Annotated in this window: 18 protein-coding genes; 9 read left to right on the top strand and 9 right to left on the bottom strand. The window is 63.5% G+C overall.

Annotated elements, in window-relative coordinates:
• Both FYJ85_RS12670 and FYJ85_RS12665 read left to right on the top strand, forming a co-directional pair.
• The gene (locus FYJ85_RS12670; RefSeq protein ID WP_106055318.1) at positions 1-1,512 is read left to right on the top strand and encodes a sugar ABC transporter ATP-binding protein; all 1,512 of its coding nucleotides are present in this window, start codon (positions 1-3) and stop codon (positions 1,510-1,512) included.
• 19 nt (positions 1,513-1,531) lie between these two features.
• Positions 1,532-2,524, top strand: a complete 993-nt coding sequence (locus FYJ85_RS12665) for an ABC transporter permease (protein WP_154418987.1) — start codon at positions 1,532-1,534, stop codon at positions 2,522-2,524.
• A gap of 20 nt (positions 2,525-2,544) precedes the next feature.
• Here the strand turns inward: FYJ85_RS12665 and FYJ85_RS12660 are convergent, their stop codons facing one another.
• The 5 genes from FYJ85_RS12660 to FYJ85_RS12640 form a co-directional block, all read right to left on the bottom strand.
• Complete coding sequence (locus FYJ85_RS12660) at positions 2,545-6,105, bottom strand: beta-galactosidase (RefSeq protein ID WP_154418986.1); 3,561 nt, start codon at positions 6,103-6,105, stop codon at positions 2,545-2,547.
• Between the two features lie 11 nt (positions 6,106-6,116).
• Positions 6,117-6,944 (bottom strand): type II secretion system protein, encoded by an 828-nt coding sequence (locus tag FYJ85_RS12655; RefSeq protein ID WP_206213160.1) that lies wholly within the window; start codon positions 6,942-6,944, stop codon positions 6,117-6,119.
• A gap of 19 nt (positions 6,945-6,963) precedes the next feature.
• Positions 6,964-8,073, bottom strand: coding sequence for a substrate-binding domain-containing protein (locus FYJ85_RS12650; protein WP_206213159.1), 1,110 nt, complete (start codon positions 8,071-8,073; stop codon positions 6,964-6,966).
• Positions 8,074-8,398: 325 nt separating this feature from the next.
• Positions 8,399-8,881 carry a YbjQ family protein gene (locus tag FYJ85_RS12645; RefSeq protein ID WP_154418984.1) on the bottom strand — a complete coding sequence of 161 codons (483 nt, stop codon included), beginning with the start codon at positions 8,879-8,881 and terminating at the stop codon, positions 8,399-8,401.
• A gap of 3 nt (positions 8,882-8,884) precedes the next feature.
• Positions 8,885-9,211, bottom strand: coding sequence for a YbjQ family protein (locus tag FYJ85_RS12640; RefSeq protein WP_154418982.1), 327 nt, complete (start codon positions 9,209-9,211; stop codon positions 8,885-8,887).
• A gap of 178 nt (positions 9,212-9,389) precedes the next feature.
• Here FYJ85_RS12640 and FYJ85_RS12635 point away from each other — a divergent pair, with 178 nt between their 5' ends.
• Positions 9,390-13,319 (top strand): glycoside hydrolase family 2 protein, encoded by a 3,930-nt coding sequence (locus tag FYJ85_RS12635; protein ID WP_154418980.1) that lies wholly within the window; start codon positions 9,390-9,392, stop codon positions 13,317-13,319.
• Positions 13,320-13,359: 40 nt separating this feature from the next.
• Here the strand turns inward: FYJ85_RS12635 and FYJ85_RS12630 are convergent, their stop codons facing one another.
• The 4 genes from FYJ85_RS12630 to nadD form a co-directional block, all read right to left on the bottom strand.
• Positions 13,360-15,228, bottom strand: a complete 1,869-nt coding sequence (locus FYJ85_RS12630) for a glycoside hydrolase family 127 protein (protein ID WP_154418978.1) — start codon at positions 15,226-15,228, stop codon at positions 13,360-13,362.
• Between the two features lie 113 nt (positions 15,229-15,341).
• Complete coding sequence (locus FYJ85_RS12625; RefSeq protein WP_206213158.1) at positions 15,342-17,504, bottom strand: DUF2079 domain-containing protein; 2,163 nt, start codon at positions 17,502-17,504, stop codon at positions 15,342-15,344.
• Positions 17,501-18,121 carry a hypothetical protein gene (locus tag FYJ85_RS23155; protein ID WP_158704334.1) on the bottom strand — a complete coding sequence of 207 codons (621 nt, stop codon included), beginning with the start codon at positions 18,119-18,121 and terminating at the stop codon, positions 17,501-17,503. Before FYJ85_RS23155 ends, FYJ85_RS12625 begins: the two co-directional genes overlap by 4 nt.
• Positions 18,122-18,204: 83 nt before the next feature.
• The gene (gene nadD / locus FYJ85_RS12620) at positions 18,205-19,218 is read right to left on the bottom strand and encodes a nicotinate (nicotinamide) nucleotide adenylyltransferase (protein WP_106055327.1); all 1,014 of its coding nucleotides are present in this window, start codon (positions 19,216-19,218) and stop codon (positions 18,205-18,207) included.
• A gap of 145 nt (positions 19,219-19,363) precedes the next feature.
• Here nadD and FYJ85_RS23150 point away from each other — a divergent pair, with 145 nt between their 5' ends.
• From FYJ85_RS23150 to FYJ85_RS12595, 6 genes are read left to right on the top strand one after another with little or no spacing between them, the layout of a single operon-like run.
• Positions 19,364-20,254, top strand: coding sequence for a hypothetical protein (locus tag FYJ85_RS23150; RefSeq protein WP_206213157.1), 891 nt, complete (start codon positions 19,364-19,366; stop codon positions 20,252-20,254).
• Positions 20,247-21,119 (top strand): YicC/YloC family endoribonuclease, encoded by an 873-nt coding sequence (locus tag FYJ85_RS12615; RefSeq protein ID WP_177995902.1) that lies wholly within the window; start codon positions 20,247-20,249, stop codon positions 21,117-21,119. The genes FYJ85_RS23150 and FYJ85_RS12615 overlap by 8 nt, the downstream gene beginning before the upstream one ends.
• 5 nt (positions 21,120-21,124) lie before the next feature.
• Positions 21,125-22,060, top strand: a complete 936-nt coding sequence (gene epsC / locus FYJ85_RS12610; protein ID WP_106055331.1) for a serine O-acetyltransferase EpsC — start codon at positions 21,125-21,127, stop codon at positions 22,058-22,060.
• A 7-nt stretch (positions 22,061-22,067) separates the two neighbouring features.
• The gene (locus FYJ85_RS12605; RefSeq protein ID WP_154418972.1) at positions 22,068-22,748 is read left to right on the top strand and encodes a YggS family pyridoxal phosphate-dependent enzyme; all 681 of its coding nucleotides are present in this window, start codon (positions 22,068-22,070) and stop codon (positions 22,746-22,748) included.
• 20 nt (positions 22,749-22,768) lie between these two features.
• A complete protein-coding gene (locus tag FYJ85_RS12600; RefSeq protein WP_106055333.1) occupies positions 22,769-23,707 on the top strand; it encodes a ketopantoate reductase family protein in 939 nt (312 codons plus the stop codon).
• Positions 23,704-26,757 carry an alpha-mannosidase gene (locus FYJ85_RS12595; RefSeq protein ID WP_154418970.1) on the top strand — a complete coding sequence of 1,018 codons (3,054 nt, stop codon included), beginning with the start codon at positions 23,704-23,706 and terminating at the stop codon, positions 26,755-26,757. The genes FYJ85_RS12600 and FYJ85_RS12595 overlap by 4 nt, the downstream gene beginning before the upstream one ends.

Genomic DNA, 26,757 nt, shown 5'->3' with positions numbered 1-26,757 from the left:
ATGGCGGATATCGTGTACAGTTTTGAAATGAAGCATATTTCGAAGCGCTTCGGCGCGGTCGAAGCGCTGCGCGACGTGTCGTTTGCCGTTCGTCCCGGCACGATCCATGCCCTGTGCGGCGAAAACGGCGCCGGGAAGTCGGCGCTGACCAAAATTCTGGCCGGAATTTATCCGCCCGATTCCGGCGAAATTCTGCTGCGCGGAGCGCGAATCTCTTTTTCGTCTCCGGCCGCAGCGGTCCGGGCAGGAGTTGCGATGGTCCACCAGGAGTCGGATCTTGCGCCGGACCTGACCGTGGCGGAAAATATTTTTCTCGGCGTCGAACGGCTGATCGGCGGCCGGTTCGTCCAGGTGCTCGATACCGGGGCGATGAACCGCGAAGCCGATGATATGATCGACTGTCACGGCTTCATGCTCAAGCCGGACACGGTCGTGGCGGACCTGACTCCGGCGAAACGCCAGCAGGTCGAGATCCTGAAAGCGCTGAACCGCAAGGCGCAGATTCTGATTCTGGACGAGCCGACCGCTTCGCTTTCCCTCCGCGAGATGCAGGAGCTGTTTGCGATCATCCGCGAACTGCGCAATACCGGGATGGCGGTCGTCTATATTTCGCATCGGCTGGATGTCGTGCTCGACATCGCCGACGAAGTGACCGTGCTGCGTGACGGGGCGCAGGTGTTTTCGGGCGCGCGTTCCGCCGTGACGGCCGACCGGGTGGTCAAACTTATGGTCGGCCGCGAGCTTGAGGAGCTCTACCCGGCTTCGGACGCCCGTCCCGGCCGCGTGTTTTTCGAGGCGCGGGAGCTTTCGGACCGCTCCGGCCGTGTGAGCCGGGTCGGCTTTACGCTGCGCCGCGGCGAGATCGTCGGGCTGGCCGGGCTGGTCGGTTCCGGGCGAAGCGAGACGGCGGAGCTGGTTTCGGGTGTCGGCAATCTCAGGTCCGGATCGATTCTGATCGACGGAGAGAAGGTCGATATCCGCTCGCCGCGCGAAGCGCTGAAGAGAAAAATCGCCTTTGTACCGGACGACCGCACCTGGTACGGGATCATCCCGTGCCTGTCGGGGGCGGCGAATCTGCTGCTGGCGGGCTACGTCCGTTTCGGCATGCGTTTTTTCGCTCCGCCGTGGCGGGAGCGGCGCATCGGTGAACGGTTCGGCCGCCGTTTCGGATTCGGCTGGCCCTCCGCGCGGACACGGGGAGCCGAGCTCGACGCGGGGACGCGACGGAAGATCCAGATCGCCCGCTGGATGATCTCCGGGGCGGAACTGCTGATTCTGGACGAACCGACCCGCGGCGTCGGCGTTGAAGTCCGGCGGCAGATTTATGAGATGATGCTGAAATTCGCGAAGCGGGGACGGACGATTCTGCTCATCTCGTCGAATCTGAATGAATTGTTCGGGGTGACCGACCGCATCCTCGTCATGCGCAACGGCCGGATGGCGGGGAATCTGAATACGAAAGAAAGTACGCCGGAGGAGGTTATGCACCTCGCCGCCGTAGACGACCTGTAAGGTCGGGGGAGTTGAAAAAATGAGTCGATACAGCCGGCAACTGTTTCCTTTCTGCACACTGGTCCTGATTTTCGCTCTCTGGAGCGTGCTTGCTCCGGAGCATTTTCTTTCCGTCCGGAATCTGCTGAACATCCTGCGCGGCGCTTCGGTGACCGGGATCGCGGCGGTCGGCATGACTTTCGTCGTCATCATCGCCGGGATCGACCTTTCGGTCGGGGCGATGCTCTCGCTGTGCGCGATCGTGTCGGCGGTTTCGATGCTGGTCTTTTCGGGGGCCGGGCTCGTCGCGATCGAAAACGGCATCTACGTTCCGCTCAACGGCTGGGCGATCGCGGCCGGCACCGTGCTCGGTGTCCTGACCGGGGGAGCCGCCGGGTTTCTGAATGGAGAACTCATTGCCCGGCTGAAGCTTATGCCGTTTCTTGCCACGCTCGGGACGATGGTGGTGTTCCGTAGCGCGTCGCTGCTGGTCAACGACGGGCGCCCGGCGGTCGTTTCGGATTACTTCTGGCTCGACGCCGGTACGGTTTTCGGCGTTCCGGCCGCTGTGGTGTTGTTTTTCGGCGTGCTGGTCGTCGGTGGTTTCCTGTTGCAGTACACGACGTTCGGGCGTTATGTGCGGGCGCTCGGGTCAAGCCCGCTGACCGCGCTCCATGCCGGAATCGACGTGACCCGGCTCAAGGTCGGCGTTTATACGATCTGCGGAATCCTGGTCGGCGTGGCGGCTCTGGTCCGCATGAGCCGGGTCGGAGCGGCGAATCCGTCCTCCGCCGGCGTCGGGCTCGAACTCGACGTGATCGCTGCGGTCCTGATCGGCGGAGCTTCGCCGACCGGCGGCCGCGGCACGATGGTCGGCACATTGATCGGCGTGCTCTTCGTCGCGCTGCTCCGCAACGGGATGACGCTGCTCGACATTTCGTCTTACTGGCAATTGATGACGGTCGGGCTCCTCGTACTCGCCGCGCTGGCGCAGGACCGCTTCGAAACGCTCCGCATCGACCCGGCCAAATAGGTTTGCGCGAAGCGGAGGCGTCACGGTTTTCCGGCGGGGAGAAAGCGCAGCAGCAGCGGTTTTTGCGGCGGCAGTTCGAATTCCGGTTCGAACGTCTCTTCCCGCAGCAGGTCGCGGAAAGTTCCGGGGCCGGAGAAGTTCAGCTTGCGTGCGTTTTTTCCGTAATTGACCAGATTGATCAGATAGGCGTCTCCGTCGGGGACGCAGCGGAGGTAGAGCCCTTCGCCGCCTGCGCCGTCGTGGACGGCGAGCCGGAACGGCAGCGGCGTTGTCGCGTCGAGTTCGGCGCCGAGGCGGGAGAGGGGAAGTTTCGGAAAATCAGGCGGTTCCGGCAGCGGATTGCCGAATTCGTCGTAACGCGGCGCTTTGCCGCAGACCATCACGCGCCCGCCGCGGCGGACGAATTCATTCAATCCGGCCAACGCTTTGCGGTCGAGGTATTCGGATTCCGGCAGCAGAAGCAGGCGGACTGCGCCGAACTCCCGTCTGCCGAGCTGTTCCTCCGAAAGAAATCTGACCCGGTGTCCGGTCGGCAGCGTTGCGGCGTAGAGTGCGTCGAGTGAATTCTTGCAGCGTTCCGGCGCATGCAGCAGAGAGCTCGGCGCATGCAGAATCGCCGTTTCGGGTTCATAGCGGGAAAAGCGGACGAGTTCGCGGGCGACCCGGTTCGCGTCGAGCATGGCGCGTCCGTGGGCGATGATGTTGCCGGGGCGGTTGCGGATGTTCCCGCAGAACATCGGGGAGCTGCTCAGCGATTTCAGGTAATCGATGTCGGTCCAGACCCAGGTGATCAGGGCCGAGGTGCCGGTGGCGTACTGTTCGAACATAGCCGTATAGATGTGGCCGTTCGGCACCGGGCGGGTTTCGCCGTCGGCGATGATGTGGTTCTCCGAATTGCAGATTGACAGCTTTCGCGCCGACAGCTGCAGTTCGCTGCCGAGTTCGCTGCTGATATGGTGAGGCGCCAGTCCGGCGTTGTCGAAATCGTACATCCGGTAGTTGTCGTTGCCGTTGTAGTCGCTGAACGCAGCGAACATTCCGGCGTCGGTGGCCTGCGGCACGTACAGGCTCGAGAAGATCATCATTTTCGCATGCAGCGGAATCTCCGGCCAGATGCGGCGGACGCGTTCGGCCAGCCGGCGGTGCCAGGCCGCGAAGGTGTCGCGCCGGAACCGTTCGAATTCGCTCCTGAGCGCCGGATCGGTTTCGATTTGTCCGGTCATCGCGTCGAAATCCGGATAATCGCGCTGTGCTGTCGCGTTGAAGCCGGAAGGTGTTCCGTATTTCTGCTTCAGGTAATGGCGGAAATCCTTGAGCGATTGCGGGTTGTATGGCGTACAGCCGATATAGACCGGTTCGTTCGAGAGGACGAGGCTGTGGAGGGCTGCGCTCCACGGCGACGCCTTGAGCTTCGGGATCAGTGCCGCAAGGTAGGCGTCGAGCATCTCCTCCGCCTTCGGGTGGGTGATCTCGTACTTCAGAAAATCCGAATCGGCGCGCATGTCCGGATATTTGTCGAGCAGCCAGGCCGGGTGGTAGTGCGGCGAGAGCAGCAGGCAGACCTTCACATTGTGCTCCGCCGCGCTCCGGAGGGCGGGCAGAATGCGGTTTTCGAGGTCGGAGAAATCCGGTTCGGAGAATTCACCGTTTTTCCCTTCCTTCGGAAAGATGCTCGAGGGGCCGATCTCGATCTGGATGAGGTTGGCGCCGATGCCGCTGAATTCCGGCAGGTCGCGGATCACATCGGTGAAGTGGCCGTATCCGGCGAAGAGCACCGGCCGGAGCTGCCGCCGTCCGCGCGAGCTCTCCAGTTCCGCATACGGGAAACCGCCGCGCAGCAGGACCGGGCCGGACCGGAAGAACCAGTATTCCGGCGGCGTGCGTCCGGCGCGGTATTCCGCAAGCTCCCGCTCGAGTTCGTCCAGCGCTTCGACGACTTCCGGGGCGGTCATTTCGCCGCGCCGGTCGTAGAAGCGGCGTTCGGCGGGTGATTCCGCCGCTTCCATCTGACTGAGCAGCCGCGGGATATCGGAGTTCAGGACCCGGAGCGAAAGCGCCGCCGCGGCCGGGAGCCGTTCCGGGAATTGCCGGCGGTAGGCAGCGTCAATTCGGGAGAGACGGCTGCGGAACTCCTCCCAGATCTTGCGCTGGCGGACAAGCAGAGCCCGGCGCTCGAAGGCGAGTTTCCCGGCCGGCCGGCCGTTCCATAGAAATTCTGCGGTCCAGCGCCCTTCCGGCAGTTCGGAGACGGAGCGCCGGAAGGGGAGGCGGCCGGCTGTGCCGGGCGGAACCCGCGTGGCGCGGCACAGCGGAATCGTGCGGGGGGAACCGTGCTCCGGCGTCAGCCGCAGGACGAAGTCCGCCGTATCTCCGGTTGCGCCGGCCGTATAGAAGATTCCCGCCAGATGTTCCCTGAGGTCGTCATATCGGGCGCAGACCCGGGCGGTTTCAGCGCCCCCTTCCGGAAAGAGCAGCACATTGTCCGCCGAGGATTTCGAGTCGTGGATGCCGCGGGCGAAAGAGATGACCCGGCGGTCGTCTCCGCCGTCGCGGTCGTTGAAGATCAGATTGAAGCTGAACGGTTTCGGGCGGCGGAAGTCGATCCGGTCAAACAGCGCGTCTTTCAGCAGGACTGCCGCAGAGAATCCGTTTTCTCCGGAAGTCACGACGGATTCGACGAGCGTTTCGGGAATCGGCATATTCGTATTCCAGTTCCAGGTCGCTAATTTCCCCGCCGCATCGATTTGAAAACCGAGTTCGAGGTCGGAGGGTCTGGCCTGCGGTGCGAGTTCACCATCCTGGTCGATCCGGAGCTGGACGCTGTCCCCCAGGTACATGGCGCTGCCGGGGACCGGGCGGAGGACGTCGTCGCGGACACGGAAGAACAGCAGCAGGCCGTCTTGATTCCAGCCGAGTGCGAAGGAGGCGGAAAAATCCGCATCATCGGCCGGCGTCCAGACGGTGACGCCGCCGGGGAAACCGCCGTCGCGCGGAAATCCGTCGAGGCGAGGGAGCCGGAACACCTTGCCGGAAAGCGCTTTTTCGGGCGGAACGAATGTGACGGCACTTTCGGCCGGGAGCTCCTCTTCCGTGATTTCAATGTCGTCGAGATTCAGTTCCGGCGTCAGGTTTTCGCAGATCAGCCGGACCGGATAGAGTTTGCCGTCGAACTCATCCGGTTCGGCCCGGAAGCGGAGGGTGTGGCGGGCCGCCTCCGGCGTGACGGACGGGAGGGCCGGGCGCAGTTTCCAGTGTTTCCCGAGCGTCCAGCAGATGTTCCGGGCGGGCTTTCCCCACATTTTCCAGCTCAGGCGATAGATGCGCCCCGGAGTCAGCGGCACGTTCTGCAGCAGTTGGCCGTAACGGTTGGGCTGCTGCAGCGACCGGTAGGCGATCCGCAGGTGGCGGTTGCCCCCGGAACGTATGACTGCGCAAGCCGCGTCGCCGCCGCCGAACGTGCTCCATTCCCAGCCGTCGGGCCGGCCGGAGCGTTCGAAGGAGCCGTTGAACACATCGTTTCCGGCGGCAGGGAACAGGAGAAATCCGGCGCACAGAAGAAGAATCGGTCGAAGAAACTGCATGGCGGCTCTTTCTATTTATGGTACCAGAGTTTTTTGTCGTCGGAGGAGAGATTGCGCGGCAGTTGCCCCCGGAGTGCTCCCGCGTGACCGTCCAGGTAGAGCAGGTTGCGGGCGCCGTCATGGCGCGGCGCATCGTCATAGTGTTCCCAGTAGTTCAGGTACCAGTACCCTTCGGTGATCGTCATGAGCTGGGAGGGCTCGCGCGCCATCTGCTGCTTGATCGGCGTCTTGCCGTTCAGAAAACCGAACACTCCCAGATTGGATTCGTCGTAGCCGGAGGTATTCGCGCCGTAGGCGCTCTGGATGCCGCCGACCTGCGGCCAGTCCAATCGTGCGAACTCCTCCACCGGCACGGAGGGACATTGCAGGATGCGGGGATATTTCACGTCGGCGGTATCGGTATGGTCAGCCAGGGAGGCTTTCTCAAGATAGGGCAGGAGGGCGTGCCGCCAGGAACGGACGTCGCTCCAGCCGGGCCCCTGGGCGGCGTAGCCGACATAGTCCGCATTGTCGGAGAAATAACCCTGATGTGCGGTTCCGATCTGCCTGAGGTGGTTCAGGCATTGCACACTGCGTCCGCGCTCCCGCGCTTTGTTGAGCGCGGGCAGCAGCATGGATGCCAGAATCGCGATGATTGCGATAACGACAAGAAGTTCTATCAGGGTAAAACGGCGTTTCTTCCGGGGGGCGAAGCCCGCCAGCGGCATGACCGGGAACGGAGTGACGCACATGCCGTTGCCCGGCTTTTCTTTGCCTGTTTTCTTTTCGCCGGGAAAAGAAAGCAGGGCGATGATCGCGATGGCGACAAGAAGTTCAATCAGGGGGAAGCGTTTTGGCATGATGGAAATTCCTTCCGGTTTACATGGATTTGCGTTCGATGAATTCCGCGGGGATTTTCAGGCGGACGGAAGTGCCGAGCCTGTCGGCGACCGACCGGTGCAGCAGCCGCGCCGCCTGATAACCGAGGGAACGGGAATCGACCCGGACCGTGGCCAGCGGCGGATCGAGGCGTTTCGCAAACGGCAGGTCGCCGAATCCGATGACGGCGAGATCCTGCCCGACCTTCAGGCCGGCTTCGTGCGCGGCAAGATAGAGGCGGTTGGCGACGTAGTCGTCACAGCAGAACACGGAGGCCGGAAACTGCATCCGGGCCAGGAACGGCGAAAACTGGTACGGCGCCCGGAACAGCTTCTGGGGCAGCGGCCAGTATTTCGGCGCGTCGCCGCAGAGCACCATGCAGTTGTACTCTTCCACCCGGTCGCCGAATCCGGCGTTCCGCATGGCCAGGGTGTAGGCGAGAAAGCGCTCGTCGTTTTCGAGGTCGGCGGGAACCGCCGGCGCCGAAACGAACCAGACCGGCCGGTCGTATTTTTCGATCAGGCGGGAAATGGCGGCGAACACACCGCCGAAGTCGTCTCCGCTGAGCGAGCCGGCGCGTGATTTTCCGGCCGGTCCGACCGTCACCACCGGGATTCCGGAATCCAGCAGCCGGTCGATGGTGCTGTCATAGCGTTCCTGGCGGTAATTCAGCACGAGGACACCGTCGAAACCGAGCTGCGGCGCGTGCCCGAGCGCATTCAGGACCGTCTCATGGCTTTCGTGGCTTGCAATCAGTTGGAGGTTCAGTTGTTTTTCCCTCATATAGTCCTGAATGCCGGAGCTGACTTCGGAGACCATCGGGTCGGGGTAGGCCGCGTACGCCCAGGCGAAATTCAACTGCTGCCGGTCGGACGCCGCGTTTTTTTGAGGCTGAGCCGGATTGACCCGGACCCGGCGGTTTTCGTCGCGGAGCAGCGTACCGTCGGAGATCAGGGTATCGAGCATCCGGCGGATCGTGTTGCGGCTGGCCTGATACTGTTCGGCCAGGCGCTGTTCCGACGGCAGGTATGCTTCCGCCCCGAAGCGTTCGGCGGCGAGGTCGCAGATAAAGATTTCGGTGAGCCGGTTGGTTTTGCTGTGATAGTTCATGAAATTCATTCCATTGTTCCGATTTCTGTTTATATTATGGTCCTTATTTCATGCGGGCGCAAGGGGCGGTTCCGGTTATTTCGCCGCTAAACGGAAATTTGAACCGGATTTTGAACAATCCATGCGGGATTCGGTCGGAATTCGGCGGAAGTGACGGAAGAAACCCCGGAACTCCGGATGAAACCATGCCGGGGAGGGTTCGGCAGACCGCGACGGCGGACGTGGCGCGGAGGAGTGCGCGGGGGGATGCGGACGGGCGGAAAAGCGCGTAACTGGAATTCTGCGGGGACGGACGGGAGGCCGCTGCAGAATGAGGCGCTCTGGATCAGGCGTTTTTTCCTTCCGGCGGAAGCAGCGCGGTGCCGTAAGCCATGAGTTCGACGCCGGCGGCGCTGCGCTTGTTCCCCTGCTGCTCCATCTGGATGACCGTGGTTTCATACCGCAGGCAGCAGATGCAGCGGCTGCCGAGCGCCCGGACTTCGAGTTTCAGGCGGACGAGCGCCATCCGGCGCGCATCGGTGCAGAGCCGGGTATAGCCGTGCATTTCTCCGCCGAACAGATTCCGGATCGAGGCGCAGACGCCGAGAAAATAGTTGTTCGCCACCGCGACGCAGCCGGTGACGAGCTGCGCCCCGCCGGCGGCGGCCGGCTCCGGGACGTTTTTGAGGTCGGTCACCGCGATGTCCGCCAGCTCCGCTTCCATCTTCTTCAGGTACTCCTCGCGTTTCGTCTCGGTCAGGCGGAAGCAGAAGAAACCGGTTCCGAAACAGACCGCGAAGACGGCGCCCGTCAGGAAAATGCCGCTCATCGTTCAGCCCTCCGACGGCACCGCGACGACCGCCGTGCCGTACGCGTAGAGCTCGGCGGCTCCGGCCGTGATGCTGCTCGTCGCAAAGCGGACATTGACCACCGCATTGGCGCCGAGCTCTTCGGCCTGCGCGAGCATGCGGGCCACGGCTTCGCTGCGCGATTCGGTCAGGAGCTCGGTATAACCCTTGAGTTCGCCGCCGACGAAGTTCTTGAAAGAGGCCGCGATGTCGCGCCCGACATGCTTGGCCCGCACGGTGTTGCCTTGTACGAGCCCCTTCAGCTCGACGATCTTCATGCCGGGAATCGTTTCGGTGTTGACGACAATCATGATATTCTCCCTGCGTTGTACCGGTTCCATGTTGTTAAGTATAACGTGGGAGCGGGGGAATGCCAAATGAAAACCGGGAAATTTCACCGGTTTTTTCGGCCGGGGGTTGCTTTTGAACGCCGAATCTGCTATAATTATAAGTGGTCAGGTAATGTAAGGTTATCAGGAAGGAAAGCCGATGAGACGTACTTGGGCGCTGGCGATGCTGCTCTTCGGGGCGGCACTGATCGGGGGCGGGACGGAGTTCCGGTCGCTGAACGGAAATTGGCGGGTTCTGCCGCCGGTGAAGAGCGCGAAGCGTCCGGCCTCCGCGCCGGGGCTGGCGGCGAAACTCCATCTGCCGGAGACTCCGACGACGGCCTGGAAGACGATCAAAGTTCCGCATTACAACTGGCACGAGGCGTTTCCGGACACCTATCCGGACGCCTCCCGCCGGAGCGCGAACTACCAGTTCACCGGGAAGCCGGTCTATGTGAGCGGCTGGTTCGACACCTCCTTCGACATTCCGGCGGAGCTCGGAAACCGGAGGGTTTACCTCGATTTCGGCTCGGTTGCCTTCGAAACCGAGCTCTTCGTGAACGGCCGGCGCGCCGCCTCCCATAAAGGGAGCTTTACCGGATTCGAGGTCGATGTGACGCCGCTGGTGAAGCCCGGCTCCAATACGCTCCGGATGTGGGTCGCGAACGACTTCGGCGAACATCCGCCCCGCCATGTCTACGGAAAAATGTTCTCGGCCTCTTCGAATTCAGGCGGCATCACCGGCAATGTCACACTGAAAATCACATCTGCGCTGAACGTCCGGAGGATGCTGCTTACGCCGCTTGTGAAGGAGAGCGCGCTCGACGCGGTCCTGGAATTGCGCAACCATCTCGCTCCGGGCGAGTATGTCTTCCGGGCGACGGCCGTCGATGCGGCCGGAAACGCGCAGGCGGCCGAACTCGGCAGCTTCGCGCTGAAGCCGGGAGAGAACCGGATTCAGGTCCGTTTCCCGCTGCGCGACCCGAAGTTATGGAGTCCCGCCGATCCGCAGCTTTACCGCTTTGACGTTGAAATCCTCGACCGGGCCGGAAAGGTCGCGGCGAAGAGCTCCGGGCGGTTCGGCTTCCGCGACTTCCGGGCGGTCGGCGGCAAATTCTGCCTGAACGGAGAACGGATTCGGTTGTATGCCGGCAATATCCTGACCTCCGGCGGGTGGGAACGCACGGAACCGGGTTCCGACGCAAAGCTCCGCGCCGATCTGCGCCGCCAGAAGAGAGCCGGGGTCAATGCGATCCGCTATCACATGGGCGGTTCGGATTCGCACCGGCTGCTTGCGATCGCGGACGAGGAGGGGCTGCTGGTCATCGACGAATTCCCGATGTTCCACCGGGTGTTCAGCGATCTGGTCTTTCCGACCCCGGAGCAGCGGAAGGAGTTCATGGACACCACGCTTTACGAGTGGCGCGAACGGATTTTCCGCGACTACAACCATCCGTCCGCCGTGATCTGGACGCTCTCGAACGAGGTGTGGACCGATTCGACTGCCGACGAACTGAACGAACTTTACCGGGCTTTGAAACCGCTCGATCCGATGCGGCCGTTCAATACCGGCAGCGGGCTGCACTCGTTCGGCATCCCGGGCGTTCCGGTGGCGACCGACCTCTACGATTCGCACCTCTATAATGTGACGAGCCAGATGGCGCCGAATTTCGCGGAGCAGGATTTCGACCGCTACTTCCGGGGACTTGAGGAGTTATACGGCGGGGAGGCTTTCGCAAAGCCGGCAGCCGTGTTCGAGTCGGTTCACGTCGGCCACAACAAGCCGGAACAGCTTGTTCCGCTCAACCGAAAAATGGGCGTGGAAGAGTATCTGAAGGAGCTGAATCGCCGGAAGCGCATCGCGGATATCCGCTGGTACGGGCTGCGCGCCTTTCTCGCGCAGCAGCGCTATCTCCCGGCGGCGACGGAGCCGCCCGGCGCGGCGGCGTTCGTAAACGCGATCGTCGGGGACGCGTTCGACCGGTTCCGCGCCGACATCCGTTTTCAGGGTTATCACCTCTGGACCGGGCGGCGCGACATCATCTACCCCGCCTATTCGGAGCTGATCCGGCCGTATTATGTCGGCGTGGAGAACTGGGAGCCGAACGTATCCGGCGGTAAACTCAGGTTCGGCCTCATCGTCGTCAACGACTCGATGAAGGCGCGGAAAGCCCGGCTCGAACTGCAGGTTTTCCGTTACGGGGAACAGGCCGTCGATACCGGCGAACCGGTCGTGCGCGAGCTTGCGCTGCCGGAAGGGGTCGAGCGCAGCGTTTTTCCGATGGAGCTCGAAGCCGGATTTCCGGGATTCTGTGAGCTCCGGGCGACGCTGACCGCCGGCGACTGCAAAGTGGAGCGCTCATTCCCGTTCTTCCGCGGCGGTCCCCGCCCGGAAATCCGCCCCGAACGCCGCATGGCCAAGTGGGACAACGGCAGCGGGCGGCTCCGGGCGCTGAAACTGCCCGAACTCAGGACGCTTTCTCAGACCGGAGACTTTGAAGCGCTGGTCGTTTCGGCGGCCGATCCGGAATCCGCCGCGGCGCTGGCCGCCGCCGGCGGGCAGCTGGCCGGATTCGTGAAGAAGGGCGGCAAGCTGCTGCTGCTGAATCTGCCGCCCGGCGCGAATCTGAACTGGATTCTGCCCGGCTATTCGGTGAAGCAGCCGGAGAAGCGGGCAGAATCGGCATCGACGATCATGGAGCTTGCCGATCCGGACCATCCGGTATTTGCGGGTCTGAGCACCCGGCATTTTCAGGCCGGGCTGAATGGAGACGGCGGCATCGTCGGCCGCGCGCTGCTTTATCCGCTTTCGGTCAATCTGCTCGGAACCGGTTTCCCGTACAATCCGGACGGCCCCGGCATGCTGATCGCCGGTTTCGGGATCGGGGAGGGGAGCGTGACCGTTTCGCAGGTCGAACTGCTCGAGCGGCTGGACGGCGATCCGGCCGCCGCGGCGCTGTTCGCAAATCTTGTGAACGACACGGGGACAAAGAGGCGGAATATGCGGCCGATGGCGCAGGGCGAAGCGAATCCGCTGCTGGAGCACTTCGCCCGGATTCCGGCGGCCGACTGCTTCGTCCTTCCGTTCGAGAAGATCGCGAACCGGAGCTTCACCGACGACCCGTCCGGCGTGCGCGGCTGGACCGGTGCCGGACTGCCGGATTTCCGGCAGGGACCGCGCGGCGACCTGAAATTTCACGCGGTCCCGTACCGCATTCCCGCCGACGGCCGGGCCCTGATTCTGCGCGGGGTCAAAACGCCCGCTTTCCCCGAAAAGGCTGAGATCATATTCCACCGCCCGGAGGCTCTCCGGTCGCTGGTTCTCTTCCACACCGCCTGGTATCCGGCGCGCGGAAAAGAGTTGTACCGGGTGATTCTGCATTATGCCGACGGCGGCACGGCCGCGCTGCCGGTCGTGGAGGGGCGCGATATCGGCGACTGGTACGCGCCGTTCGACCGGGCCGGTGCGGCTGTGGCGTTTCAGGGAAAGCATCCGCTCGTGCAGGCGAGCTTCGGTTTCTATGCGTCGATTCTCGACAATCCGGAGCCGTTCCGCCGGGTGAAAGCGGTCGAGTTCGTTTCGGACAACACCGGCGTGCCGATCCTGCTGGCCGCCGCCGGCGTCCGGTTCCGCGACTGGGCGGAAGAGATCGCCGGCGACCGCTGGGATCACCGGGACGACGACTTCGAAAAGAGTTTCGGCGTCCGGCAGACGGCGAATAACCGCTTTATCCTGACCCGCGGCCACGGCTGGATCGCCCCGGCGCTGCGCGGCCGGGAGATCGACGGAACCGTGTGGAACCGCCTCCGCTTTGCGCTCAGAAGCACGAAGCCGCTCCGGGTCAAGCTGCTGTACCAATCCTCCAGCGGCGACAACGGCGTCTGCCGATGGCTGGAGCCGGTCGCGGAGAAGGATGGCTGGAGCGAGTTCGATGTGGAGCTTTCGAAGCTCGAATGGCCCCACTCCAGCAGCCCCGAAGCCAAGGCCTGGGGCGGCCGGACCGGAGCGGTTTCGATGTTCGCCGTGGACCTCTACGGCGATGCCGGGACGGAGTTTGAACTCTCTCCGCTGACGCTGACCGCATACTGACCGGCGGGCCGCGGAGGGAAGACGCGGGCCCGGTCGCGGATCAGTTGCTGCGCAGCCAGGTGGCCAGCTCGGATTTGCCGCGGTTCTGCCAGAGCGCGTACGGCACGGCGATGAAACCGGTCCGGGTGCGCGACGGCGTCCGGTTGCGGAAGTAGAGCCGTCCTTCCGACTCGTCTGATTCGCGCAGCGCTTCGCCGAGAATCGCCGGGACTCCGGCGAGCCCCTCCGCTTCGCCGAGGCGGAACGCCTGTTCCGCCGGGACGATCAGTGTGCTGACGCCCGGACCGTTGTCGACGCTCTCGAGCGCGTAGACGACCGGGCCGCGCATCAGGGCGATCTTTCCCGCATCGGCGGTTACCTTCGGATTGGCCCGGACCACGTCGACGGTGAGTTCAAGCCGGAGTTCGAGCCGGTCGCCCGCCTTCCAGTCGCGCGAAACAGTCAGATATCCCTCCTTCGCGCCGGTTTCGAGCGGTTTCCCGTTGAGGGCGGCGCTCCAGCTCCGGCACCAGGACGGAATGCGGACGCTCAGGACGAAGTTTCCGCCCGAAATGATTTCGAAACCGATTTCGCCGTCATACGGATAACGGCCGGAAACCTTGACGGCCGCTCCGCCGGATGTCACGCTGCCGGCGGCCGGGATGTTGCAGCGCAGTTCCCCGGGCCGGCGCGACCAGGCCAGGCTGCCGAGCTGCGGCAGGAAACGGCAGAAGCTCGTCGGACAGCAGGAGCAGTCGAACCACGGCTGGCGTTCGGTGTGAATGTGCCCGAAGGTGAAGGTCGCGTCGTCCACGGTCAGCAGATTCGCATAGAAGAAGCGGTCGCCTCCGAGCGAGATGCCGGAGAGAGCGCCGTTGTAGAGCGCCTGTTCCATCACGTCCGCGTAACGGACTTCGCCGGTCGCGTCGGCCATCCGGCGCGCGAACTGCACAAGGGCCATCGCGGCGCAGCTCTCTGCGTAGGCGGTGTCGTTCGGGAGGTCGTAGTCGTTCGTGAACGCCTCGCCGACCGGGGTCGAGCCGCAGCCGCCGATCAGGTACATGCGCTTCCCGGCGACGCTGTCGAAAAGCGTGCGGCAGGCATCGAGCAGGCTTGGGTCGCCGGTCCGCATGGCGACGTCGGCCATGCCGGTGTAGAGATAGAGCGCGCGCACCGAGTGGCCGACCGCATCGGTCTGTTCGCGGACCGGAATGTGGGCCTGGCGGTTTGCCAGCGAGTCGACGTTCAGCGACGCGTGCCGCTGTTGTCCTTCGAGCTCGAAGAAATTCGGCTGTTTGCCGCGTTCGTCGATGAAGTAGCGGGCAAGCTTGAGATATTTCGCTTCGCCGGTCGCATCGGCCAGCTTGCAGAGCGCGAGCTCGATCTCCTCGTGGCCCGGGTAGCCGTGAATTTTGCCGGGCTCGCTGCCGAACACGGTTGCGATGTAATCGGCGTAGCGGCAGAGCGCGTCGAGGAATTTCCGGCTGCCGGTGGCGCGGAAGTGGGCGACCGCCGCTTCCATCAGATGCCCGGCGCAGTAGAGTTCATGGCAGTCGTAAATATTTTTCCAGCGGTTTTCGGGATCGACCACCGTGAAGTGCGTGTTGAGGTAGCCGTCCGGCTGCTGAGCGGAGATCACGAGATCGACGTAGCCGTCAAGTTCGCCGGCCAGCGCCTGATCGTCCGGATTCAGCGCGAGCATGAGCGCCATTCCCTCGAGGACCTTTGCGAAGTCGGAGTCCCAGAAGATATGCGGCCGGTTCGGCATACCCTCTTTCCAGGCGAGGCGGAACACATCGATCCGCCCGGTTTCGCGGCATTTGGCCACCGAGGACGGTATCGTGGATGTTCGGCACGCTTCGACCCGTCCGGCAAAGACCGGATCGTTCAGTTTCACGGCGGCGGGATCGATCGGTGAAAACGGTTTCATGGCAGAACCTCCTTGGTTTGTTCTGCTGATATTATACCGCGGAACAGCTTGAAATGGGAGGGAGAGAATTTACGGAAAAAGAGAGACGATTCCGACTTTTTCCGAATCCGGAGTCACGGCAGCAGCCGTACGCCGATTCCGAATTCGGAATTCGCCAGCTCTTCCGGGGAGACCGGAATGGTGAATTCATCGGTTGCCCCGACCGGAAGCTGCTCCGGCGCGACGGCGGCGTCGGCGAAGAAGAAGGATTTCCGGAATACACGCCCGTCCGGAAAGAGCGCCTGCGCATAGATGCGCGGAAATGCATCAAGTTTCCGCAGCAGCTTGAGCCGGACCAGCACACCGCCGTTTTCTCCCGGCAGGAAGGTCGCCGTGAAGCAGCGGATTCCATCTTCCGTGGCTGCCGGCCGGGGCGGCAGGACGGACCGGGCAGGACGAACCGTCCCGTACGGCCTGAGCCGGGGCAGGTCCGCGCCGCGCCGGAACAGCAGCAGCGTGCGGCCGTCGTCGAGACGGCGGCTCCAGACCGGGGCCAGGGCAGGGTCTTCCAGATTCTTCCGGTGCTGCTCCAGACTGACGCTGATCGGGTCGTCGCCGATGTGGTAGAGCACGAACTCCCCCTCCGGGCGCTGTTCGCCGTAGAGCGTGTTGCGGAACAGAAACTGCGGCGCAAGCTGCTGGCCCGCGCTGATTTTCACGCCGGGCGGAATGATTTTCTTCAGTTCCGAGACCTCCTCCTGCGCATTCGTGAATCCGTCGATTTTGCCGACATTGTTCTTGCCGTAAAAAGTTTCGGCGAAGAATACGTGCGAGAAGAAGGCGCAGCCGAGCGTCCCGGCGGTCATGGCCAGCCGGGTATTCTGCTTTTTCGCCCCTTCGAGGCGCCAGGCCAGCAGCCGCGGCAGCCGGCCGGAGGCTTTGGCCTGCCGGACGCCGAGCACGAGCGCGACGGTGAACATCGCGATGGTTTCGACCTGGTACTGCAGGACGAGATTCACGATCTCCTCGCTGCCGCGCACGAAATTGAAGCCGAGCAGCAGCGCGCTTGCGCCGAGCAGCCACGGCCGGTTCAGCGCGCCCGGAAATACCGGCAGAAGCAGCAGGACGAGCAGCTGAAGGTTTTTGATTCGCAGCACCTGTCCCCAGAATTCTCCGGGCCGGGTGAAGGGGGACAGAAGAATATCGGTCATGCCGCCGCCGAGCTGCTCGAACTGGCCGTAGAAGATATAGTCGGCACCGGCGAAATACGGAATCAGCACTTTGACCGCCAGCAGGAAATAGAGCGCTCCGATCGCGCCGTAGAGAACGCCGTCGCGCCGCCGCCCCTCGAAAAAGCTGACGATTCCCCAGCCGAGCCAGAAGATTCCGACCGTCTCCTTGAGCGTGAGCGAAAAGAGAAAGACCAGGAAGGCGAGCTTATAGCGCTTCGCCTCGTAGAGCAGGTAGAAACCGAAGAAGACCGGGATGAAGCTGACGATTGCGTTGACGCCGTAGAACAGCGTATAATTCAGGTTCGAAACCGACGGGTAGAGCAGCCAGATGAGACCGAACGCCGCCGCGTACGGCCGGGAAAAGCCGCGTTTCCGGGCGAAGAGCCAGACGAGCACGGCGCTGCCCCAGAGCGCAAGCGCTCCGCAGCCGAACGCCGTGAATACCGACGGCAGCAGCCCGAAGACGACCGACATCGGGAAGAAAAAGCCCGGCATGAAGTGTCCGGCCGAGAAATCCGGAACCGGCCAGGTCCCGCGCAGGATTTCGCCGTGAAACGTGTTCCAGGCCATTGCCGTGTAGATGCCCCAGTCGGACATGGTCAGGAAGAGCCGGTCGTAGGCGAGCTTCGAGGCGAGGACGCCGAGCGCGCACATGAGGACGGTCAGCAGCCCGGACAGGAGCGGCAGCCGGCCGGTGAACTGCCGCGCGCTTTTGCCGTCGAATGCGCCGACGAGCGCCGCGCGGTAGACGGTCAGCCCCGCGGCGGCGGCATAAGCGGCCAGCAGATTGACCGACGGCGGGAAGGGGAGGAACGGCAGCACGAGCACGAACGGCGCGAACACCTCAAGCAGCCGCCGCGGTTTGACCCGCAGCAGCAGAAGTTCGAAAAGCGCGACAAATCCGGCCAGCGGAACCAGCCGGGGCGTCTCCGAAGCGCGCACGAGGAAATAGACCATGTCCGTCGCGACGACATCGAAGCAGACCCGCGCCGTGGCCGCTCCCGCCACGGCGAGAAGCGCGACGGCGCCGAGGGCGGTCGACGCGGAGCGCCGGCTGCTGTTCATTTCCTGAGCTGCTCCACGAGATCGATCAGCCGTTCGCGCACGTGGCCGAGCAGTTCGACGGCCAATGCGAGATCGGTCGCCAGCGAACGCTGGAGCGTGCTGAGCTGCTCGAGCGCGCCGACCAGCTCGTTCAGGTCCGCCAGCGCCCGTTTGCCGAGACTGATCTTGAGCCCGCGGGCCGTATCCGCCTCCGTATCGACGAAATCCGCGGTTCTGGCCAGCAGCTTGCCGTAGGCGCAGACGATGCCGAGCCCGTGCAGATCGAGGTTCGAACGCAGCGACGAAGCGCAGCAGACGTTCCATTCGGTCGCAAGCCGGTCGATCTCCTCGACGATCTCGGCGCCGGGACGGCGCCGGGGCGGATCGTCGGAGTCCTCGTACTCTTCATCGTCCTCATCCGGCCGCTGCCAGAACCGCAGCGAGTCGGGGTTGCCGCCGGTCGGCACGAGGTCCGGCGAAGACAGAAGCGTGCTGAAAATCATCTCCTCTTCGCCGGGAAGATCGAGGCAGCCCGGAAGTTCGCGGAAATAACAGCTGATCCGCCGCTCGTCGCGCCGGATCTCTTTTTCCCATTGGAACTCGTTCCAACTTTCCCCGTTGTTTTTGAATTCAGCCATATGTCGCCTCCTCTTTTGAACTTCGAGGCAATTTTCACTCGGCCGCCGCGCCGGCGCCGGCGGTTTTACCGTTTCCGTTCCGTTTACGGATGATGCTCCGCAAGCGTTCTGACCGCTTCTTCGCTGGGCTTTTCGCCCCACAGGCCTTCGAGGTTGTAGCGGTCGCGGACCTCGGGGGTCATGATATGCACGATGACCGTGCCGAAATCGATCAGAATCCAGCCGCTTTCGCTCTCGCCGGATTCCGACAGCGGGCGCAGCGCGAGCTTTTCGCGGGCTTCGCGTTCGAGGAACCCGGTCAGCGCGCGCAGCTGCGGCTCCGAATTCGCGGTGGAAATCACAAAGTAATCCGCCACCGAGGAAGAGGGGCCGACATGGATTTTCACCGTGTTTTCGGCAAGCTTCTCTTCCACGCACTTTACACAGAAGTCGGCCAGTTCGGCCGGCGTCAGTTTCTTTTCGTTCGTCATTGGTTTCTCCTGTCCGTATAAATGATTTCTCCGGATGTACTCCTCCACACGCCGGGTCGTCCCGCTATTAATATGGCGCATCCGGTGCATTTTTGCCACATCGTTTCTGATCTTCGTGGAAGATATTTCGAAAAAATCTCCCTGCAGAACGCCCCCCAGCAGCTTTTTCACGGTTTGCGGCGGCCAGAAGCGCGCGAGCTCCGCCGCGACGGGGAGTTCGCCGCGCCGCGGATAAGTCAGAATTTCATACCTCTCCGCCAGTTCCGAGGCGTGCGCCCACTCGTGCAGAGAGAGCAGGCTGTCGCCGCCGATCAGCAGCTGGAGCCGCTCCCCCGGGCGTTCCTTTTCCAGCGCCGACAGAACGGCGAAGGTGTAGGATGGGTGCAGCCCGAGGCGCCCTTCGATGTCGGAGACTTCGATTCCGGGCTGTCCCTCCGCCAGCAGCCTGGTCATGGCGAGCCGGTCGGCGAACGGCGCGCGTTTGCCGCCGGACTTGTGCGGCGGGTCGAAGGCCGGAACGAAAAGCACCCTCGCGGTCTTTCCCGAAGCGAGCGCCTGTTTCGCTATGCCGAGATGGCCGAGATGGGGCGGATCGAAGCTGCCGCCGTAAAATGCTGTCGGGACCATAAAAATCTGAAAGAACCTCCGTTTATTATTACATTAATTCGTTTTTGCGGAATTTCAATGCCATATCGGACAAATCGGATTGACGAAATGCGAAAAACAGAGTATAGTTTGGTTTATACACGATCGATACAGGAGATATGTTTTTATGCCGATACTGAAGAGATGGACGATTCTGCCGGGGATGATGCTGGCTGCCGCGCTGCTCGGGCTGACCGCCGGCTGCCGTTCCGACGCCTATTATCAGGACCGTGCCGTGCAGCGCGCCCGCGCCTATCTGCTCGAGCATGCGACGGAGCTTTCGGCCGAGCAGCTCTATTTCGTCAAATTCAACCGCCCGGTTCTGCTGGTCGGGCCGGTCCTGCCCGGCGGCAGCCAGCCGGGAGAGGGAATGAGCGAGGTGCTGCAGATCTGCGTGACCTGGCGCATCCCGGGAGAAGACAAGGACTATCTTGTTTTCGGAACCTCTTCGGGCAGCATGGAGTACTGGTATCCGAACCGTCTGGTCCGGAAGAATTTCGAAAAGTTCGGGCTGCCGATTGTAAGTGCGATGCAGCTGGCGCGCGACTATGCCCGGAACTATCTGTACGAGGACCTCAGCGTGGCGGAGTTCAACCGGGTCCGTTTCGACTTCCCGTCGGTGATCGAGACGAATTTTCCGCTGGTGCTGAATCCGTCCGGCACGCTCGACCCGGAGGAGATCGAAAAAGCGCGGGAGACGCTTTCTTCGCGCCCGCAGCTCTCGCTGGCCTGGGAGCTTGACGAGCCCGGCAGGTGCGTTGTGTTCTGCGGTACCGGAAAAGGCGACCTGACCGGGTGGACGATCAACTTCGCCGGCAAGATGAAAACCGAAGAGCTGGACGCCGCCACCGTCAGTATCCTGAAGACGCCGGAAAATGCGCAGACTCCGATCGAATTGCCGGAAGAGGAGGAGGCGCGGAAAACGCCGCCGCCGGAGCCGGTCGTTCCGACGGAAAAGCCGCTTGAGAAGAGCGGCGGCGCGGAGGACGGCGGCGTGGAGGACGGCGGCAATGCTTAGTATGACCGGCTTCGGCAAAGGAGAGGCCGAATTTGACGGAATCCGCGTTACGGCGGAGATCTCGAGCGTGAACCGCAAGCAGTTCGAGCTGCGCGTATCGGCGCCGTCCGAGTTTTCGGAGTTCGAGCCGCTGGCCCGCAGGCTGGTGGCGGAGGAGGTGAGCCGCGGTTCGATCCAGCTGAAGATCGGCAGTTCCGCTTCCGCCGCGACGGCGGGGAATGTGGTCGATGCCGGATTTCTGGCCGCCCTCATCGAGGCGGCGTGCCGGGCGCGCCGCGAGGCCGGGCTCGATCATGCGGTGCAGGTCGAACAATTGATGATGATTCCGGGGGTCGTCGCGGCGGCGCGGCCCGATGCGCAGTCGCCCGGCATGGCCGCCGCATACGAGCAGGCGCTTCGCGCCGCGCTCGACGGCTACCGCGAGATGCGCGAACACGAGGGCGCGGCGCTGAAGAACGACCTCGAATCGCGCGAGCGGCTGCTCGAATCCCTGCTGGCCGAAATCGAACCGCTGGCGGCGGAGATGAATGCCGGGATCAAGGCGAGGCTGCTGGCCAGGCTTGAGGAGGAGAAGATTCCGGTCCCCGGCGATGATGAGCGGCTGCTGAAGGAGGTGCTGTTCTACGCCGACAAAGCCGACGTGACCGAAGAGATCACGCGGCTTCACAGCCACTTCGGCCAGTTCCGCCGGTTCCTGGCGGAGTCGAAGCCGGTCGGCCGCAGCCTCGACTTCCTGATGCAGGAGATGTTCCGGGAGATCACGACGCTCGGCAACAAAGCCGGGGTCCCTGCGGTGTCGCCGCTCGTGGTCGCCTTCAAAAGCGAGCTCGAGAAGCTGCGCGAACAGATACAGAATGTGGAGTGAATACCATGCAGCCTTTGAAATATGATTTCAGCGACCTCGAGGGGGCGGCGTCGGTCCGTCTCGCGGAGATCGTCGACCGGATCGGCGAAACCTACAGGGACGGCTTCGGCGTGAACCATCTGGACGGCGTCAACCTGCCGCGCCGCGCCGAGATCGTGGAGATCACCGAGAAGCTTCTCGAAGTGATCTTCCCCGGCTTCGACGGCCGGCGGCAGGGGCATAAGGAGATGATCGCGCATGATGTGGCGGAGCTGCTGAAGGAGATTTATTCCGAGCTGTTCGACCAGATGTGCCGGGCGATCCGCTACTCGCGCAAGGTGCGCTCCTGCGAGGAGTGCGGCACGAACGAGGCGGTGTTCGCCCTGCTCGACGCGCTGCCGCAGATCCGCGAAACGGTCAAGCTCGACGTCGAGGCGGCTTATGCGGGCGATCCGGCGGCGACTTCGTACGACGAGATCATCCTGAGCTATCCGGGCATCAAGGCCATTACGATTCAGCGCATGGCGCATGTGCTTTATCATCAGGGGGTGCCGTTCATTCCGCGCATGATGACCGAGCACGCTCACAGCCAGACCGGGATCGACATCCATCCCGGCGCACATCTCGGGCGCGGGGTCTTCATCGACCACGGCACCGGCGTGGTGATCGGCGAGACGGCCGTGATCGGCGACAACGTGCGGATCTACCAGGGAGTGACGCTCGGCGCCGGGAATTTCCCGAAGGACGCCTGCGGCATGCTGATCAAGGGCAACAAGCGCCATCCGACCATCGGCAACAACGTGACGATCTATTCCGGCGCGTCGGTGCTCGGCGACATCACGATCGGCGACAACTCCGTGATCGGCGGCAACGTCTGGCTGACCGAAAGCCTGCCGCCCGGAACCAAGATCACGTCGCGCCCGCCCGAAAACAGACTGAAATTCGCAAACGACAGGGCGTAGCGGCGCGATGAGTCCGGTAATTGCAAATTACATGGAAGTGCGCGCCGCGATTGATGCGGCGGCGCGCGAGGCGCACCGCGATCCGGCGGAGATCCGGCTTCTCGCGGTCAGCAAGACGTTTCCGGTCGAGCCGATCCGGGAGCTGTACGACGCGGGCGTCCGCGCCTTCGGCGAAAGCCGGGTGACGGAGCTGGCGGAGAAGGCCGCCCGGCTGCCGGAGGACATCGAATGGCATTTCATCGGCCGCCTGCAGTCGAACAAAGCCCGGAAGGCGGTGCAGCTGGCGAAGGTCATCCACTCGGTCGATTCGGCTGCGCTGCTCGAGCGGCTCGACCGGATCGCCGGAGAGGAGCGGAAGCGCCCGGCCGTCCTGCTCGAAGTGAATGTCTCCGGCGAGGCGAGCAAGGCCGGCGTGCCGGTCGCGGAGCTCGAGCCGTTCGCCCGGCGCGCGGCGGCGTGCGCGAATCTCGATTTCCGCGGATTCATGACCATGGCGCCCTTCGACGCCGAACCGGTGAAGATCGCGGCGATCTTCGAGCTGCTGCGGCTGACCCGCGACGAGCTTGAAGCGAAGCTCGGCCGGGAGCTGCCGGAGCTGTCGATGGGGATGAGCGGCGACTATGAAATCGCGGCGCGCCACGGTTCGACGATCGTGCGGGTCGGCACACTGATTTTCGGAACGCGTTAGGATAACGACGGAGTACGGATATGTGCAGGATTCTGGTGATCGGCGCCGGCGGGGTCGGCGTCTATTTTTCGGGGCGGCTGGCGCAGGCCGGCGCCGAGGTGACGGTTGTGGCGCGCAGCGATTACGAGGCTGTTTCGCGCGCGGGCTACGCGGTGGAAAGCATCGCCGGCGATTTTCAGTTCACGCCGGCGGCGGTGCTGAAGCATGCGTCGGAGTTCGAGGGCGAGGCGGATTACATCATTCTGGCGGCGAAGGTGCTGCCGGGGGCGGATGCGGTCGGGCTGTTGAGTCCCGCCGTGCGTTCGTCAAAGAGCACGATCGTGTTGATCCAGAACGGGATCGATATCGAACGGAAGGTTGCGGAATCATTCCCCGACAACCGGCTGCTGAGCACGGTCGCCTACATCGGTGTTTCGCGTCCGGCACCGGGCCGGGTGCTGCACCTGGGCAGCGGCGAGCTGAAGATGGGAGACTATCCGGCCGGAATCAGCGCGGAGGCGCGGCGTCTTGCCGCGCTGTTCGAGGCGGCGAAGGTCAGATGCGAGCTTTGCGAGGACATCGGTTTCGTCCGCTGGAACAAGCTGCTCTGGAATCTGCCGTTCAACCCGGTTTCGGTGCTGGCCGGCGGCGCGACGACGAAGCAGATGACGCAGCGCGACGAGCTCGAAGGGCTCTGCCGGGCGCTGATGCGGGAGGTCATCGCAGTCGCGAACGCGTGCGGCGTGGCGCTGACGGAGGCGAACGCCGAAGCGCAGATCGAATATACCCGGAACTTCCCGGCGTATAAAACCAGCATGCTGCAGGATTACGAGGCCGGGCGCGAACTTGAGGTCGAGGCGATCCTCGGCAACGCGGTCCGGCTGGCGGCGGAGCACGGTGTTCCGGTTCCGCATATGGAAAGTTGTTATGCACTTTTGAAATCGGTCAACCGCATCGGGCGGAACGGGAAGGAAAGATGAACGAGAAAGAGTTTCAGATTTATCGTGAGCGCGCGGAAGGGTTTCTGGAGCGGCTCAAAAATGAGTTTTTCTATGAAACCGTCGATCTCCAGGCCGAGGTGTTCCATTCGGTCGATCCGGTGCCGTGGGCGAAGCGGCTGGAGGGGAGCTATGTCCCGGCCGCCGAGGGCGACTGCTGGGGCGGTCTCTGGGAGAGCGCCTGGTTCCACATCACCGGGAAGGTTCCGGAGGCGTGGGCCGGCGAACCGGTCTGGTTCAAGCTCGAGCTCGGCGGCGAGATTCTGATTTTCGACGACGGCGGCGTTCCGTTCTGCGGACTGACGAATACGAGCGTCTTTGCCGCGAACTACCGCAAGAACCTGCTGGAATTCACGCCGAAGGCGCGGGGCGGCGAAACGGTCGATTTCTACGCGGAGGTGGGCGGCAACGGCCTGCTCGGCGACGAGATCACGCCCGGAACCGACTGGCGCTGCGAGGTCGGCGACATCCGCCACCTGAAGATGGGCCGCTTCAACGTCGAGGCGTGGAATCTTGCAAACGACTTCGAAGTGCTGCTTTCTCTGCTGCGCACGCTGCCGGAGAAGAGTTATCGCGCCGTACAGCTGAACATGGCGCTCAACGAGGCGGTTTCGGCTTATGCCGATGATCCGGCCAACGCGGCCGCCGCCCGGAGCTGCGTCGCTCCGCAGCTTGCGATGCGGGCGACCGATTCGGCGCTCTCGACCGCGGCGGTCGGCCACGCCCATATCGATACGGGCTGGCTCTGGCCGGTGCGCGAAACGATCCGCAAATGTGCGCGCACCTTCTCGAGCCAGCTTTACAACCTCGAGCGCTACCCGGACTATGTGTTCGGCGCGTCGCAGCCGCAGCTTTACGCGTTTGTGAAGGAGCATTATCCGGAGCTCTACGCGAAGATCAGAGAGGCGGTCAAGTCCGGCCGCTGGGAGCTGCAGGGCGGCATGTGGGTCGAAGCCGACTGCAACATCATCTCCGGCGAGTCGATGGTGCGCCAGTTCCTGGCCGGCAAGAACTTCTATATGGACGAGTTCGGCATGGACGTGCGCAACCTCTGGCTGCCGGACGTGTTCGGCTATTCGGCCGCCATGCCGCAGATCATCCGCAAGGCCGGGTGCGACTGGTTCCTGACCCAGAAAATTTCGTGGAGCCAGTTCAACAAGTTCCCGTACCATACCTTCCACTGGCGCGGCATCGACGGAACCGAGGTGCTGACCCATTTCCCGCCCGAGGACAATTACAATTCGGCATTGAAGCCGGAGCAGTTGAACTATGCCGTGAACAACTTCAACGAGAACTATTTCCTGCCGGAATTCATCACTCTGTTCGGCGTCGGGGACGGCGGCGGCGGCCCGCGCCCGGAGCATATCGAGCACGGTTTGCGCACGGCGGACCTCGAAGGGTGTCCGCGGGTCCGCTTCGACCGGGCCGATGCGTTTTTCGCCCGGCTGGCCGAACATGCCGGCGAGCTGCCGGAGTGGGCGGGCGAGCTCTATCTGGAGCTTCATCGCGGCACGTTGACGACGCAGGCGCGAACCAAGCGCAACAACCGCAAATGCGAGCAGATGCTCGCGCAGACCGAGTTCATCTGTTCGGTGCTGCCGGCGGCCGATTATCCGGCCGAAACGCTTGACCGGCTTTGGAAGGTGCTTCTGATCAATCAGTTCCATGACATCATTCCGGGCTCCTCGATCCGGAAGGTTTATGAGGTGACCGAGGCCGAGCACGCCATGATTCTCGCGGAGTGCGAAAACCTGGTCCGTTCCGCGGCCGCGAAGCTGACCGCGCCGGACGGCGATGCGCTGACCGTGGTCAACACGCTTTCGTACGACTACACCGGGGCTGTCGCGCTGCCGGAGGAGTGGGCCTCGCACCGCATCACCGACGGCGCCGGGCGCGAGCTGCTGACCCAGGCCGGAGAGAACGGAGTCTGGGTGCTCGGTGAATTTCCGCCGCAGAGCGTGACGACGCTGTACCGCGGCGAAGCGGTCGAGGCGTTCCCCCCGGAGGCAGACGATTCGCTTGTGCTGGAGAACGACCTCGTCCGTTATGAGTTCGACGCCGATGCGCGGCTCGTCGCCGCTTTCGACAAGACGATCGGGCGCGACGTCGTGGCCGGCGCGGCTGCGAATCTGCTCGCGCTCTACGTCGACCAGCCGAACAAGTGGGATGCGTGGGACGTCGATTTCACGTACGTCGATACGCCGCCCGCTTATGCGAAAGGGGTGAAGGCGTTCAGAAGCGAATCCGGCCCGGTCCGGCAGGCGCTGACCTTCGAGCTGACGGTCGGCCGGTCGGCGATCCGGCAGCAGGTCGTGCTCACCGAGAACTCGAAGCGGCTCGACTTCAACACCGAGGTTGACTGGAAGGAGCGGCACCGGATGCTGCGGGTCGCCTTTCCGACCACGGTGCGGGCGGAGGAGGCTTATTGCGACATCCAGTACGGCTTCGTCCGGCGGACGACCGCGCGCAACACGTCGTGGGACTTCGCGCGGTTCGAGGTCGCGGCGCACCGTTACGTCGATATCTCCGACGCATGCGGCGGCGCAGCGCTGCTGAACGATTCTAAATACGGCTACCGGCTTGACGCCGGGACACTCGACCTGAATCTGCTGCGTTCGCCGACCTATCCGGATTCCGAGGCGGATCAGGGGACGCACTTCTTCACTTACAGTTTCCTGCCGCACGCGGGCGGCCTCTGCGGCTCCGAGGTCATGCAGGAGGCTGCCTGCCTGAACCGTGCTCCGGCCGTGCTGCCGGGGAAGGGGACCTTCGCGCTGCCGTGCCGCGTGGCCGGGGGCGAGGGGGTCTCTCTCGAGGTGGTCAAGAAGGCGGAGAAGTCCGATGCTTTGGTCATCCGCGTGGTCGAAACCGACGGGCGGCGCTCGACGGCTGTGCTCGACTTCGCGCGGGGAACGAAACTGGTCGAGACGAATCTGCTCGAATGGACCGAGGAGGGAGAGCTCCCGATCGTCGACGGCTCGGTCGAGCTGACGCTGCGCCCGTTTGAAATCCGGACGTTCCTGGTGCGGTGA

It is taken from the genome of Victivallis lenta (assembly GCF_009695545.1).
Lineage (GTDB): Bacteria > Verrucomicrobiota > Lentisphaeria > Victivallales > Victivallaceae > Victivallis > Victivallis lenta.
Note: the sequence above shows the minus strand (reverse complement) of the source record. Positions and strands in the feature narration are given on the sequence as shown.

Excerpts from the sequence above, each read along its gene's own strand:
- FYJ85_RS12670 (WP_106055318.1), top strand. The coding sequence starts at position 1 with ATGGCGGATATCGTGTACAGTTTTGAAATGAAGCATATTTCGAAGCGC.
- FYJ85_RS12665 (WP_154418987.1), top strand. The coding sequence starts at position 1,532 with ATGAGTCGATACAGCCGGCAACTGTTTCCTTTCTGCACACTGGTCCTG.
- FYJ85_RS12660 (WP_154418986.1), bottom strand. The coding sequence starts at position 6,105 with ATGCAGTTTCTTCGACCGATTCTTCTTCTGTGCGCCGGATTTCTCCTG.
- FYJ85_RS12655 (WP_206213160.1), bottom strand. The coding sequence starts at position 6,944 with ATGCCAAAACGCTTCCCCCTGATTGAACTTCTTGTCGCCATCGCGATC.
- FYJ85_RS12650 (WP_206213159.1), bottom strand. The coding sequence starts at position 8,073 with ATGAACTATCACAGCAAAACCAACCGGCTCACCGAAATCTTTATCTGC.
- FYJ85_RS12645 (WP_154418984.1), bottom strand. The coding sequence starts at position 8,881 with ATGAGCGGCATTTTCCTGACGGGCGCCGTCTTCGCGGTCTGTTTCGGA.
- FYJ85_RS12640 (WP_154418982.1), bottom strand. The coding sequence starts at position 9,211 with ATGATTGTCGTCAACACCGAAACGATTCCCGGCATGAAGATCGTCGAG.
- FYJ85_RS12635 (WP_154418980.1), top strand. The coding sequence starts at position 9,390 with ATGAGACGTACTTGGGCGCTGGCGATGCTGCTCTTCGGGGCGGCACTG.
- FYJ85_RS12630 (WP_154418978.1), bottom strand. The coding sequence starts at position 15,228 with ATGAAACCGTTTTCACCGATCGATCCCGCCGCCGTGAAACTGAACGAT.
- FYJ85_RS12625 (WP_206213158.1), bottom strand. The coding sequence starts at position 17,504 with ATGAACAGCAGCCGGCGCTCCGCGTCGACCGCCCTCGGCGCCGTCGCG.
- FYJ85_RS23155 (WP_158704334.1), bottom strand. The coding sequence starts at position 18,121 with ATGGCTGAATTCAAAAACAACGGGGAAAGTTGGAACGAGTTCCAATGG.
- nadD (WP_106055327.1), bottom strand. The coding sequence starts at position 19,218 with ATGGTCCCGACAGCATTTTACGGCGGCAGCTTCGATCCGCCCCATCTC.
- FYJ85_RS23150 (WP_206213157.1), top strand. The coding sequence starts at position 19,364 with ATGCCGATACTGAAGAGATGGACGATTCTGCCGGGGATGATGCTGGCT.
- FYJ85_RS12615 (WP_177995902.1), top strand. The coding sequence starts at position 20,247 with ATGCTTAGTATGACCGGCTTCGGCAAAGGAGAGGCCGAATTTGACGGA.
- epsC (WP_106055331.1), top strand. The coding sequence starts at position 21,125 with ATGCAGCCTTTGAAATATGATTTCAGCGACCTCGAGGGGGCGGCGTCG.
- FYJ85_RS12605 (WP_154418972.1), top strand. The coding sequence starts at position 22,068 with ATGAGTCCGGTAATTGCAAATTACATGGAAGTGCGCGCCGCGATTGAT.
- FYJ85_RS12600 (WP_106055333.1), top strand. The coding sequence starts at position 22,769 with ATGTGCAGGATTCTGGTGATCGGCGCCGGCGGGGTCGGCGTCTATTTT.
- FYJ85_RS12595 (WP_154418970.1), top strand. The coding sequence starts at position 23,704 with ATGAACGAGAAAGAGTTTCAGATTTATCGTGAGCGCGCGGAAGGGTTT.